14 protein-coding genes are annotated in these 11,998 nt (G+C 63.3%); 12 read left to right on the top strand and 2 right to left on the bottom strand.

The features are described 5' to 3' along the window. The 12 genes from PTE30175_RS21375 to PTE30175_RS21320 form a co-directional block, all read left to right on the top strand. The coding region (locus tag PTE30175_RS21375) for a hypothetical protein (RefSeq protein WP_224788908.1) at nt 1-386 on the top strand (386 nt) is incomplete at its 5' end. A 262-nt stretch (nt 387-648) separates the two neighbouring features. Then, nucleotides 649-2,037 (top strand): NfeD family protein, encoded by a 1,389-nt coding sequence (locus PTE30175_RS21370; RefSeq protein ID WP_150699079.1) that lies wholly within the window; start codon nt 649-651, stop codon nt 2,035-2,037. Then, nucleotides 2,034-2,813: a slipin family protein gene (locus PTE30175_RS21365; protein ID WP_150699078.1), complete on the top strand. Its 780-nt coding sequence runs from the start codon at nt 2,034-2,036 to the stop codon at nt 2,811-2,813. The genes PTE30175_RS21370 and PTE30175_RS21365 overlap by 4 nt, the downstream gene beginning before the upstream one ends. Before the next feature lie 163 nt (nt 2,814-2,976). Continuing rightward, nucleotides 2,977-3,990, top strand: a complete 1,014-nt coding sequence (paaA, locus tag PTE30175_RS21360; protein WP_150699077.1) for a 1,2-phenylacetyl-CoA epoxidase subunit PaaA — start codon at nt 2,977-2,979, stop codon at nt 3,988-3,990. A 38-nt stretch (nt 3,991-4,028) separates the two neighbouring features. Then, complete coding sequence (paaB, locus tag PTE30175_RS21355) at nt 4,029-4,313, top strand: 1,2-phenylacetyl-CoA epoxidase subunit PaaB (protein ID WP_150699086.1); 285 nt, start codon at nt 4,029-4,031, stop codon at nt 4,311-4,313. A gap of 58 nt (nt 4,314-4,371) precedes the next feature. Further along, on the top strand, nt 4,372-5,184 hold the full coding sequence (gene paaC, locus PTE30175_RS21350; protein WP_420819663.1) for a 1,2-phenylacetyl-CoA epoxidase subunit PaaC: 813 nt from the start codon (nt 4,372-4,374) through the stop codon (nt 5,182-5,184). Between the two features lie 15 nt (nt 5,185-5,199). Further along, nucleotides 5,200-5,742, top strand: coding sequence for a 1,2-phenylacetyl-CoA epoxidase subunit PaaD (paaD, locus tag PTE30175_RS21345; protein ID WP_150699075.1), 543 nt, complete (start codon nt 5,200-5,202; stop codon nt 5,740-5,742). 100 nt (nt 5,743-5,842) lie between these two features. Continuing rightward, nucleotides 5,843-6,931, top strand: a complete 1,089-nt coding sequence (gene paaE / locus PTE30175_RS21340; RefSeq protein ID WP_150699074.1) for a 1,2-phenylacetyl-CoA epoxidase subunit PaaE — start codon at nt 5,843-5,845, stop codon at nt 6,929-6,931. A 173-nt stretch (nt 6,932-7,104) separates the two neighbouring features. Beyond that, a complete protein-coding gene (locus tag PTE30175_RS21335) occupies nt 7,105-7,884 on the top strand; it encodes a DUF1835 domain-containing protein (RefSeq protein ID WP_150699073.1) in 780 nt (259 codons plus the stop codon). A gap of 7 nt (nt 7,885-7,891) precedes the next feature. Beyond that, complete coding sequence (locus tag PTE30175_RS21330) at nt 7,892-8,515, top strand: TetR/AcrR family transcriptional regulator (RefSeq protein WP_150699072.1); 624 nt, start codon at nt 7,892-7,894, stop codon at nt 8,513-8,515. 112 nt (nt 8,516-8,627) lie between these two features. Beyond that, a complete protein-coding gene (locus tag PTE30175_RS21325) occupies nt 8,628-9,593 on the top strand; it encodes an MBL fold metallo-hydrolase (protein ID WP_150699071.1) in 966 nt (321 codons plus the stop codon). Nucleotides 9,594-9,870: 277 nt separating this feature from the next. Continuing rightward, on the top strand, nt 9,871-10,527 hold the full coding sequence (locus tag PTE30175_RS21320; RefSeq protein ID WP_150699070.1) for a GNAT family N-acetyltransferase: 657 nt from the start codon (nt 9,871-9,873) through the stop codon (nt 10,525-10,527). 34 nt (nt 10,528-10,561) lie between these two features. Here the strand turns inward: PTE30175_RS21320 and PTE30175_RS21315 are convergent, their stop codons facing one another. Together PTE30175_RS21315 and PTE30175_RS21310 are read right to left on the bottom strand one after the other, a co-directional pair. Further along, a complete protein-coding gene (locus PTE30175_RS21315; protein ID WP_150699069.1) occupies nt 10,562-11,050 on the bottom strand; it encodes an Lrp/AsnC family transcriptional regulator in 489 nt (162 codons plus the stop codon). 328 nt (nt 11,051-11,378) lie between these two features. Then, complete coding sequence (locus PTE30175_RS21310) at nt 11,379-11,573, bottom strand: hypothetical protein (RefSeq protein WP_150699068.1); 195 nt, start codon at nt 11,571-11,573, stop codon at nt 11,379-11,381. Between the last annotated feature and the right edge of the window lie 425 nt (nt 11,574-11,998).

Here is an 11,998-nt window from a genome sequence, read left to right as displayed (position 1 = left end):
CGTTTTCTGCGTCGCTGCATCAGCAGCAGAGAAGTGAGATTATGTCGCAACTTCTCGTCGTCGTCAACAGTTTTTTTCGCTTTTTTCGTTCGCCGCTTTCGCGTCGCACAAGCTCAAGAACCGCTTCCAACAAGGCTTTCCAGCCTTCCCGCCACATCCGTTTCGCCGCTTTCGCTGCGCGTTGTTTGTTGCGAGAACGAGATATTAGTGAAGTCCAACGAAGTGCGCAAGCCCTTTGTGAAAATAATTTTACAGCGGGCAAAAAAGCCCGCTCCCTCGGCGCGGGCTGCCAAGTTCCATGGGACAGGAAGCTCATGGAGGAGACGCGTTCACTTTACCGGCGCGCTTCACGCGGCGCAAACAACGAAATCGAATATCCTTCCTGATAGCCCCTCTATATCAATACCCCACCGTGGTTCCCGTACGATGCCTCTCTATATATAGGCTGGGCAGCGGGTGCCAATCCGCTGACCGGCAATCCGTCGCGCCTCGACGCATATGGCGCATTGCCACGTTATGCAACGACTGTGCGCCCTGACGCTGCCGCCGAGCGATCACTTTCTCCAAGTCGATGCTCGTCGTCCGCAAGGCGTCGACTAACACCTATTATTAATCCATAGCCTGCCCTCCGACAGCCAAGGAGGCACGATGGTCAGAATGCTAAGGTGGTTGCTCGTCTGCTTGCTCGGACTGTGTGCCGTTGCGCCGGCGGCCGAACCGGCGTCCCAGCCCCCGCCCGGCGCCGTGTTTGTATTGCCCGTGACCGGAGCGATCGGCCCGGCCAGCGCGGCGTTCGTCGAGCATGGCCTGCACCGTGCCCAGGAGATGCGTGCCGCCCTGGTCGTACTCGAGATGGATACGCCGGGCGGACTCGACGTCTCGATGCGCCAGATCATCAAGGCGATCCTGGCCTCGCCGGTACCCGTGGCGACCTTCGTGGCACCGGGCGGTGCACGCGCCGCCAGCGCCGGCACCTACATTCTGTATGCCAGCCATGTTGCCGCGATGGCGCCGGGCACCAACCTCGGGGCCGCCACACCGATCCGGATAGGCATTCCAACCAGCCCCGGGGGAGGCGGCAAGCCCGACGAGAAGGCCAAGCCCGCAAACGGCGAAGATACGGAGTCGACGCTCGCCCGCAAGCAGATGCAGGACGCCATCGCGTATATCCGCAGCCTGGCGCAACTGCGTGGCCGCAACGCCGACTGGGCCGAGCGCGCGGTACGCGAGTCGGTCAGCCTGCCGGCGTCCGACGCAGTGCGCGACCATGTTGTCGACCTGCTTGCGCGCGATACCCCCGACTTGTTGCGGCAAATCGACGGCCGCCGCGTCGAGACCATTGCCGGTCCGCATGTATTGCATACGCGCGACGCCAGGATCGAGATCATCAAGCCCGACTGGCGCACACAACTCTTTACCGTCATCACTGACCCGAGCGTGGCGCTGATCCTGATGATGATCGGCGTGTACGGGCTGTTCTTCGAATTCGCGAATCCGGGCTTCGTCCTGCCGGGCGTGGCCGGCGCGATCTGCCTGCTGCTCGGCCTGTTCGCCCTCCAGACGCTGCCGATCAACTACGCCGGCCTGGCGCTCGTGATGCTCGGCATCTCGTTCCTGATCGCTGAGGCGTTCCTGCCGACCTTCGGCACGCTGGGCATCGGGGGAATCGTTGCGTTCTCGATCGGCGCGGTCATGCTGATCGACACCGACGCGCCAGGCTTCGGCGTGCCGATCTCGCTCATCGTCGCGCTGGCGGTAACGACCGGCCTGTTCATCTTCGGCGTGTCGAGCTTCGCATTGCGCGCCAGGCGCCGGCCGGTCGTGACAGGCCGGGAAGCGATCCTCGGTGCGGTGGGCGTCATGCTGAGCGACGTACCGCAGGTCGGCGAAGAAGGCTGGGCCACGGTCCACAGCGAACGCTGGCGCGTGCGCAGCACGGTGCCCCTGGCCATTGACCAACGCATTCGCGTACAGGCGCGGGACGGCCTTGTGCTGACCGTCGCCCCCTTGTCTTCCGACTCGTCCGGAGCCTCATGATGGGACTTTCCTTTCTCTTCAGTTCGGTGCCGTTCCTGCTGGTACTGCTGCTCGTCTTGTCGGCGTTTCGGATATTGCGGGAATACGAACGCGGCGTCGTGTTCCTGCTCGGACGCTTCTGGCGCGTCAAGGGACCGGGCCTGTTCCTGCTGATTCCCGGGGTCCAGCAGATGGTCAGGATCGATTTGCGCACGGTCGTATTCGACGTGCCGCCGCAGGACGTGATCACGCGCGACAACGTCTCGGTCAAGGTCAACGCGGTCGTCTACTTCCGAGTCGTTGACCCGGAAAAGGCCGTCATCCAGGTGGCGCGTTTTCTGGAGGCAACGAGCCAGTTGTCGCAAACGACGCTGCGCGCGGTGCTTGGCAAGCACGAACTCGATGAATTGCTGGCCGAGCGGGAACGGCTCAACCTCGACATTCAGCGCGTGCTCGACTCGCAGACCGACGCATGGGGGATCAAGGTCTCGACCGTAGAGATCAAGCACGTCGACCTCAACGAATCCATGATACGGGCCATCGCCCGACAGGCCGAGGCGGAGCGCGAACGCCGCGCCAAGGTGATTCACGCGCAGGGCGAACTGCAGGCGTCGCAAGCACTGCTTGAAGCGGCACAGATGTTGTCCCGGCAACCCGAGGCGATGCAATTGCGCTACTTGCAGACGCTTACCAATATCGCCAGCGACAAAAGTTCGACGATCGTATTCCCGATGCCGATGGACATCTTCAAGACCATTTCAGCATGGCGCGAAGCCTCCGAGAAATCGCCCAAGTGACCAAGGGGCGCTCGCCGGGGCCAGTGATGCCGTACAGGCGGGCCCGATGGGCCCGAACACCGCTGCAGTTGCTGCATCATATTTTTGCAATCATTTATTGACCGACCGGTCGGTTGGTTTATAATGCCCCATATTCCCCACAATGCCGCGGAGGCCTCTCTCTATGTATACGCAAGCCATCGATGTGGCCGGCAAGGTCGCTTCTCTCGACGATGCCCGCGCCCTGAGCGAGGCCGAGCAGCAGCAACTGGCTCGTTTCGACGAGCGCATGGCCGCCGATCAGAAGATCGAACCGCAGGAATACATGCCCGCCGAGTATCGCAAGACGCTCGTACGTCAGATTTCGCAGCACGCGCACTCGGAAATCGTCGGCATGCTGCCGGAAGGCAACTGGATTTCGCGGGCGCCGAGCCTGAAGCGCAAGGCCATTCTCCTGGCCAAGGTCCAGGACGAAGCCGGCCACGGCCTGTATCTATACTCCGCCGCCGAAACGCTCGGCACGTCGCGCGACCAGATGATCGACGCGCTGCATTCAGGCAAGGCGAAGTATTCGTCCATTTTCAATTACCCGACGCTCACCTGGGCGGACGTGGGCGTGATCGGCTGGCTCGTCGACGGCGCCGCGATCATGAACCAGGTGCCGCTGTGCCGCTGCACGTACGGTCCGTACGCGCGCGCCATGATCCGCATCTGCAAGGAAGAGTCGTTTCATCAGCGCCAGGGCTTCGACGCCTTGCTCGCCATGATGGCCGGCACGCAGCAGCAGCGCGACATGGTGCAGGAAGCCGTCAACCGCTGGTGGTGGCCGGTGCTGATGATGTTCGGCCCGAGCGACAAGGATTCCATCCACAGCGCCCAGACCATGAAGTGGGGCATCAAGCGCATCTCGAACGACGATCTGCGCCAGAAGTTCGTCGATGCCGCGATGGAGCAGGCCAAGGTGCTCGGCGTCACGTTCCCCGATCCGGATCTGAAGTGGAACGCCGAGCGCGGCCAGCATGACTACGGCACCATCGACTGGTCCGAGTTCTGGCGCGTCGTCAATGGCGAAGGCCCGTGCAACAAGGAGCGCGTCGGCGCGCGTGTCGCCGCTCACGAAAAAGGGGCCTGGGTCCGTGAAGCCGCCCTCGCCCACGCCGAAAAACAACGCCAGCGCGCCGCCAGGCAGGCTGCCTGAGCGAACCGTCCCCACAAGGAAAGATCATGACGCAAGCTATCAACAAGGAATGGCCCCTCTGGGAAGTGTTCGTCCGCAGCAAAATGGGCCTCGAGCACAAGCACAGTGGCAGCCTGCACGCCGCCGACGCCGAACAGGCGCTGCGCATGGCGCGTGACGTCTACACGCGCCGCCAGGAAGGCGTGAGCATCTGGGTTGTGCCGTCGGCCGCCATCACGGCCTCCGCGCCGGAAGACAAGGGCGAGCTGTTCGATCCGGCCGCCGACAAGATTTACCGTCATCCGACCTTCTACCAGTTGCCGGAAGAAGTGAACCACATGTAAGGCGTCGCGCCGGCCCGCCGCCTGCTCGCGGGCGCACCGGCGTGTCCTTCACACGAGAATGACGAACATGAAACCGACGCAGGAACACCTTTCCTATCTGCTGCGCCTCGCCGACAACGCGCTGATCCTTGGTCAACGCAACGCCGAATGGTGCGGCCACGGCCCCGTGCTGGAAGAAGATATCGCCCTGTCGAACATCAGTCTCGACCTGATCGGCCAGGCGCGTCTGCTGTACACGCACGCCGCCGCGCTCGAAGGCGAACTCACCGGCAAAGCGAAGACCGAAGACGATTACGCGTATCTGCGCGACGAACCGGCCTTCCGGAACTGGACGCTCGTAGAGCTGCCGCATTTCGGCCCGACCGCCGGCAGCTCGGCTGCCGATCGCGACTACGCCGTGACGATCGTGCGCAATTTCCTCTACTCGGCCCTGATGGTCGAATTGTGGCAAGCGCTCACCGTGTCCGCCGATGCGGAACTGGCTGCCATCGCCGCCAAGTCCATCAAGGAAGCGCACTATCACCTGCACCACGCCCGCGACTGGCTCATCCGGTTCGGCGACGGTACGGCCGAGTCGCACCAGCGCGCGCAAGCCGCGCTCGCCTATCTTGTGCCGTACACCAACGAGATCTTCGCCTCGGACGAAATCGAGATGGCGGTCGCCGACCGCGGCATCGCGGTCACGACCGAAAGCCTGAAAGACGCCTGGCAGGCCGTGGTCAATGAAACGCTCGAGCAGGCAACGCTCGAGGCGCCGGCCGCCGGAGGTTTCATCAGCACAGGCAAGTTCGGTGTGCACTCCGAGCACATGAGCTACCTGCTCGCCGAAATGCAGGGCCTGGCGCGCCTGCATCCGGGCGCCACCTGGTAAGGCGGGGATATCGCGATGAACGTATCGACGCGCCCATCCGAAGCCACGCTGCCGCTCGCCTGGCAGACGCTGGAAGCCGTGCCCGACCCGGAGATTCCGGTCGTGTCGATCCGCGAACTCGGGATCCTGCGTGACGTGCGCCTGGCGGGCGACGGCGCGGCGCGCACGTTCGAAATCGTGATCACGCCGACCTACTCCGGCTGCCCGGCGATGGACCAGATCGCGCAGGACATCGACACTGCCATGACGCAGGCGGGCCTCGGCCCGTATCGCATCACGACCGTGCTCGCGCCCGCATGGACCACCGACTGGATTACGGACGAGGCGCGCGACAAGCTGCGCGCGTACGGCATTGCGCCGCCCACAGGCGCGCATGCGGTGGTCGGCGGCGGCGCAGTGCCGGTGAAGTTCTATGGCCGCCCGAAGGACGGCGTGGCGTGCCCGCAGTGCGGCTCGCACGACACTGAAGTCGTGTCCGCGTTCGGCTCGACCGCGTGCAAGGCGCTGTATCGTTGCCGCACGTGCCGCGAACCGTTCGACTTTTTCAAGCCCTATTGACCTGTTGACCCGTTGGCCGGACGCCTCCCCGGAGCCGCCCGGACACGACCGGTGTGCCCAAAGCATGCGCACCGTCCCGCTCGCCGCAAGGAAGCCATCGATGACGACCCCGCAATTCCACTCGCTGACCATTCGCGAAATCCGTCCCGAGACCGCCGACGCGATCTCGATCGCCTTCACCGTGCCGGAGACGCTGCGCGACGCCTATCGCTTTACGCAAGGCCAGTTCCTGACGCTCAAGACCGCCATTGACGGCGAGGAAGCGCGCCGGTCGTACTCGATCTGCGTCGGCGTGCCCGACTATGACGCCACGGGCGAGTTGCGCGTCGGCATCAAGCGCGTGCCGGGCGGCAAGTTCTCGAATTTCGCCAACGATCAGCTCAAGCCGGGCCAGGCGCTCGACGTCATGACGCCCGATGGCCGTTTCTTCACCCGTTTGTCGGCCGACCACGCCAAGCATTACGTCGGCTTCGCCGGCGGCTCCGGCATCACGCCGATGCTTGCGCTCATCAAGACCACGCTCGCGACGGAGCCGAGCAGCCAGTTCACGCTGGTCTACGGCAATCGTTCCGTGCCGGCGATCATGTTCGCGGAATCGCTGGAAGACCTGAAGAACACGTATCTGGGCCGCCTGCGCCTGTACCACGTGCTGTCCGATGAAGCGCAGGAAGTCGATCTGTTCAACGGCCTGCTCGATCGGGACAAATGTGCCGCGTTTCTCGAGGCGCTGATTCCGCCGGCATCGATCGACGAAGCGTTCATCTGCGGTCCCGGTCCGATGATGGATGCCGCCGAAGCCGCGCTTGCCGCCGCCGGCGTCGCCAAGGAAAAGATCCACGTCGAACGTTTCGGCGTGCCGTCGCCGCAAGCCGGCGCCAAGCCGGTCGTCATCACCGACGCCACGCCGACAGCCGAGCTGGTCGTCGTGATGGACGGCAAGGAACGCCGCCTGCGCCAGCCGTATGAAGGCCAGAGCATTCTCGACACGGGCCTGCAGGCCGGTCTCGCCCTGCCATATGCGTGCAAGGGCGGCGTATGCTGTACCTGCCGCGCCAAGGTGCTCGAAGGTGAAGTGGCGATGGACAAGAACTACACGCTGGAAGACCACGAAGTCGAGCAAGGTTTCGTCCTGACATGTCAGGCGCGACCGTTAACGGACCGCGTCGTGGTGAGCTACGACGAGCGTTAACGCCGGCTTCGCCGGCCCACACCGGCGCAGATCGGCCGTTGCATGCCGCAGCGGCCGTTCCCGCGAGGTGCAAAATGGGCGGCATCCGGCGCAAACGCGACGCTATCGGCTTATTATTCGCGCCATCACGCGCCCGTCACCCGGACGGGCGGGGAATACCGTAAACTATCGGCATGAATACCATCCATGTCGTTTGTGGCGATGTCGCCGCGCAGCAGTTACGCGCGGCGTTGGCGTTGGCGCAACGCGCAGACCCCGTTCTGGTATTGCGCGACGATCTGGCCGTCGGCCCGTTGCGCGAGATCGACGAGACCGAACGCCAGCGCGCCGCCTTCTGGCATCGCGTCGCGCCGCCCGCCTCACGCGACTATGCGGGGGAACTGCGCGAAGAGCTGGCGTCGTTGCACCGACTCGCCGAGGGCGAGGCGGCCGTCGCCTGCTGGCATGGCGACAGTGCGGCCGATCAACTCACGTTGCGCCGCGTCGCGTTCACCTTGCGCAACACCCCTGCGCGAATCAACGAAATACCGCTGCGCGCCGCCGACCTCGATCCGCCGGGCGTGCCGTCGCGACGCACCAGCGTCGGCATGTATACGCCGGAAACGCTGGCCGACCGGCTGCCGCACATCGCGCCGACGTCGTTGCTGCGCATCGGCCGGCTGTCGCTGGAATGGCGCGCGCTCAAGCAGGCCAACACGCAGATCCGCCGCTGGACACACAACACATTCGAGGGGGGCGCGTTCGGCGAGATCGACGATCTCATCCTGGCCCGCGCGCCTGTCGAGTGGACGCCGATGACCGGATTCCTGCCCAACCTGATGGCCCGCATCGACGGCTTCTTCGCTACCGACACCTTTCTGCTCTGGCGCTGCCGCGAACTCGGCGCCGCCGGCCGCCTCGCACTGCGCGGCGACACCACCGCCCCCGCGGCGTGCGAACTACGTTTGGAGTAACTCCCGCATGGCACGTACCAAAGCGCCCGACCACGAGTCGCAGCGCGAAAAGATCCTCGAGGTGGCCGCCGAGGCCTTCGCGCGCGCCAGCTATCCGAGCACCTCGATGGCTGAACTGGCCGCCGCCTGCGGCACCTCGAAGGCCCGTTTGTATCACTACTACGTCAGCAAGGATGCCATCCTGTTCGATCTGCTCGAGCGCTACACCAAGCGGCTCATGCTGATCATCGCGGAAGTCGAAGCGCTCGGACAGCGCCGCGGCCTCTCGGAACAGGAAACGTTCCACGAACTCGTGCGCGCCTTCCTCGACGAGTATGAAACGTCGCAAACCCGTCACATCGCTTTGCTCAACGACGTTAAATTCCTTGTCGACAACCAACGCGAGATCGTGCTGAACCGTCAACGCGATGTCGTCGCCGCGTTTTCGCGTCAGCTCGCCCGGGCATTCCCCGACCGGGTCAACAAGGAGAACCAGACCGCGCTGACCATGATGCTCTTCGGCATGATCAACTGGACCTTTACCTGGCTCAAGCCAGGCGGCCGCATGCGTTATCGCGATTTCGCCGACGAAGTCATCGACGTGATGGAACACGGACTGGCCAAGTCGCTGTCCGCCGCCGAAACGCCCTAGCAACACGCACCAGACGGACGCGACTGCAAGACCTCGGGGAATGCCCTATACTTTTAACAATACGTAATTCGTTACGATTAGTTAAAATCACCCCCAGCGAGGAGGCACCCCCATGAGCAAGCAGTTCGCGTCTCAGGCCGATCTGGCCGTCAAGCAGACGAGTTTCACCAAGCTGTCCGACAACGCCTATGCGTTTACCGCCGAAGGCGACCCCAATTCGGGCGTCGTGATCGGCGATGACGGCGTGATGGTCATCGACACCACCGCCACGCCGGTCATGGCGCAGGCGCTGATCCAGGAAATCCGCAAGGTCACCGACCTGCCGATCAAATACGTCGTCCTGACCCATTACCACGCTGTGCGCGTGCTCGGCGCCTCCGCCTATCTGGCCGAAGGCTGCGAGCAGATCATTGCGAGCCGCGGCACCTATGAAATGATCCAGGAACGCGGCGAAGCCGACATGAAGTCGGAGATCGAACGCTTCCCGCGCCTGTTTGACGCTGTCGAATCGATTCCGGGCCTGACCTGGCCGACGCTCGTGTTCGATAACGAACTCACACTGTTCATGGGCAAGCTGGAAGTGCAGATCAAGCACATCGGCATGGGACACACCAAGGGCGACACGATCGTCTGGCTGCCCAAGGACAAGACGCTGTTCTCCGGCGATCTCGTCGAATTCGAGGCGGCCGCCTACACGGGCGACGCCCAACTGGAAGAATGGCCGGCCACGCTCGAAGCGCTGCGCGCCATGAACGCCGAAGCGCTGGTGCCGGGCCGCGGCCCCGCCCTGATCGGCCCGGCGCGTGTCAACGAAGGCCTCGACTACACCAAGGATTTCGTGAGCACGCTGCTGACGAGCGCCAAGGCGGCCGTCGCCAAGGGACTGTCGCTCAAGGACACGATGGCTTATGTGCGCACGCAGATGGATCCGAAGTTCGGCCACGTGTTCATCTATGAACACTGTCTGCCGTTCGACGTGACCCGTGCAGTCGACGAAGCCAGCGGCATCAAGCACCCGCGCATCTGGACCGCCGAGCGCGACCAGGAAATGTGGCACGGCCTGCAGGAAGCGGAGTAAACCTGCACGGCGGCATAGCGCAGCACTCGCCGCGCGTTCCGGCCCTGCCGGGCGCGCGGTTATTTTTTCCGCGCACTATTCCGGCGCGCTTGCGTGTTGCCTCGCAGCAACTGCCGATCGCCCCAAGCGCCGCAGAAACCCTTGGCTTTACAAGCATTTAGACGAATCATTCAAATCCCGACCGGTCGGTCCTAGGGTTTTCACCTATAAAATCGGCTATAATTCTTTTGCGTCGCAGCAATGTCGTTTGCGGCCGGAAAGAACACAAGGATTTGCCATGACCACGCCCCCCAACATGCCTGCCGACGGCCACGCCCCGGTCGCCGCCAACGAGCGGACGGGCGTGTTGATTCGCGAGTTGTCGGCGGCGGATCGCCATCGTTTGATGCGCCATTTCACGTCACTCGGGGAAGAAGACCGTCTGCTGCGTTTCGGGCAGGCGGTTTCCGATGACGTGATCGTGCGCTATGTGGCCGGCCTGGACTTTATCCGCGACAGCATCTTCGGTGTGTACGACAACAATCTGGCGCTGGTGGCCGTGGCGCATCTCGCGCTCCTGCCGGAAGGCCAGAACGGCCGTGTTGCCGAGTTCGGCGTGTCCGTGTCGGAATCGGCGCGTGGTCAGGGTGTCGGCACGCGTCTGTTCGAGCGCGCGGCGATCCACAGCCGCAACAAGGGCATCGACACCCTCTACATGCACTGCCTGTCGCGCAATGCCCGCATGATGCGTATTGCCAGGAAGGCCGGCATGGAAATCCATTACGCCTACGGCGAAGCCGATGCGTATCTCACGCTGCCGCCGGCCGACACCGGCTCGATGCTGAGCGAAATGGTGCAGGAACAAGCCGCCGCGTTCGACTACGCGGTCAAGCGCCAGATGCGCAACGCGCGCCGGCTGTTCGGCGCCCTGCTGCCGCAGCAACGCGCAGCCTGATATCTGCCCTGAATCTACCCGGACCTGATGGTTGTCAGGGTAGCGGCAACGCCGTCGTCTCTTTGAAGCTGTCGAGCACGAAGCTCGTCTTCACGTCGATGACGCTCGGATGCTGCAGCAATTGCTCCTGCATGAAGCGCGAGAAATGCGCCATATCATTGACGTGGACGCGTAACAGATAATCCATGTCGCCCGTCATTGCGTAGCAGCCGACCACTTCCGGCCATGTGTCGACGACAGCGCGAAACCGCGAGGGGGGTGTCTGCCCGTGCGAATCGGCAACACCGCGCTTCTCGATCCGGACGTTGACGTACGCGAGCAGCCCCAGTCCCAGACGCGCCGGATCCAGCAGCGCCACGTAGCCGCGGATCACGCCCGCCTCTTCCAGCCGGCGGATACGCCGCAGGCACGGGCTCGGCGACAGATTCACCTGTTCGGCGACTTCCAGATTGGACAATCGTCCATTCTCTTGCAGGAGCGCCAGGATTCGGCGGTCCGTCTTGTCCAATTCCAGCTTTGGCATATCTCCCCCTTATTCTGGTTTTGAGCGCAATTGTATTGCCCAATTCTCGCCCGAGGGGAAAGAGATCGCAAAAAAAACGTATAATCGGTGCATTATACTTTGCAGTCGGCCACGCGTTGCCCATCTTCGCGCCTGCCATCGGACATCGCGACACCACCGGTTTGGACGGGACGCACAGGCTCCCCTCTGAAGACGAAAAGGGCGCCGGCAACATAATTGCCGGCGCCCTTGGTTTTTTTCAGACCTGTCCGAGGACGTTGAGACAGGTCTTCGGATTCGTGAATGGCTCGCGCTTCTGCCTGGGTTCCTGCCCGCGTTCCTGGCTGGATTACCGGCGCTGGAATTTGCGCGGATCGATTGTGCGGGTGTCGAGCGGCCCCTGGTATGGCTGCTCCGCGATGCGGGCAACAACCCCTGGCGCCGCGGTGTCTCGGGCTAGCTCGTCGGCACGTGCAACGCTCATCTCGAGCGTCAGGAACGAGGCGGATACCAGCAGGAATTTGGCGATATGTCGTTGATTCACAGGGACTCCTTCTACGTGTTGATGCACAGGCTTGGCTTCGTTAGTGGCCATTCTGCTTGATCCGTTCCCCGTGTCCGCCCGGCGTTACACGTTGTTACGCCCCCCGGTCGGAAACATCCGACGTGCCCGCCCCGCTGTGGCGCTCACCCGAAATGTACTGGATTACTCGTCGCCGCCGGGTTAACGTTAACGTAAACGTCAATACTTTTCCGATATACTGCTTCGCGTCTGCCGTTGGAACTGGAAGTACCGGAGTGCACCTACTGCATGCGGCAGGACCCGGTGCTACCATAGCCGGCAGACATAGAAGAAGGATCCGCCGCCAGACCCTCCGGTCGTGCGGCCCACAAGGTCCGGCAATCACCACCGTCGGCTTGCTTCACGAGAGCAAGCCGGCAGGAAGTTTTGGCGATCCCAAAATCAGT

Source organism: Pandoraea terrae (assembly GCF_902459695.1).
Lineage (GTDB): Bacteria > Pseudomonadota > Gammaproteobacteria > Burkholderiales > Burkholderiaceae > Pandoraea > Pandoraea terrae.
This window is presented reverse-complemented; position numbering and strand designations above follow the sequence as displayed.

Excerpts from the sequence above, each read along its gene's own strand:
- paaA (WP_150699077.1), top strand. The coding sequence starts at position 2,977 with ATGTATACGCAAGCCATCGATGTGGCCGGCAAGGTCGCTTCTCTCGAC.
- PTE30175_RS21320 (WP_150699070.1), top strand. The coding sequence starts at position 9,871 with ATGACCACGCCCCCCAACATGCCTGCCGACGGCCACGCCCCGGTCGCC.
- PTE30175_RS21330 (WP_150699072.1), top strand. The coding sequence starts at position 7,892 with ATGGCACGTACCAAAGCGCCCGACCACGAGTCGCAGCGCGAAAAGATC.
- paaD (WP_150699075.1), top strand. The coding sequence starts at position 5,200 with ATGAACGTATCGACGCGCCCATCCGAAGCCACGCTGCCGCTCGCCTGG.
- PTE30175_RS21365 (WP_150699078.1), top strand. The coding sequence starts at position 2,034 with ATGATGGGACTTTCCTTTCTCTTCAGTTCGGTGCCGTTCCTGCTGGTA.
- paaE (WP_150699074.1), top strand. The coding sequence starts at position 5,843 with ATGACGACCCCGCAATTCCACTCGCTGACCATTCGCGAAATCCGTCCC.
- PTE30175_RS21315 (WP_150699069.1), bottom strand. The coding sequence starts at position 11,050 with ATGCCAAAGCTGGAATTGGACAAGACGGACCGCCGAATCCTGGCGCTC.
- PTE30175_RS21335 (WP_150699073.1), top strand. The coding sequence starts at position 7,105 with ATGAATACCATCCATGTCGTTTGTGGCGATGTCGCCGCGCAGCAGTTA.
- PTE30175_RS21325 (WP_150699071.1), top strand. The coding sequence starts at position 8,628 with ATGAGCAAGCAGTTCGCGTCTCAGGCCGATCTGGCCGTCAAGCAGACG.
- PTE30175_RS21370 (WP_150699079.1), top strand. The coding sequence starts at position 649 with ATGGTCAGAATGCTAAGGTGGTTGCTCGTCTGCTTGCTCGGACTGTGT.
- paaC (WP_420819663.1), top strand. The coding sequence starts at position 4,372 with ATGACGAACATGAAACCGACGCAGGAACACCTTTCCTATCTGCTGCGC.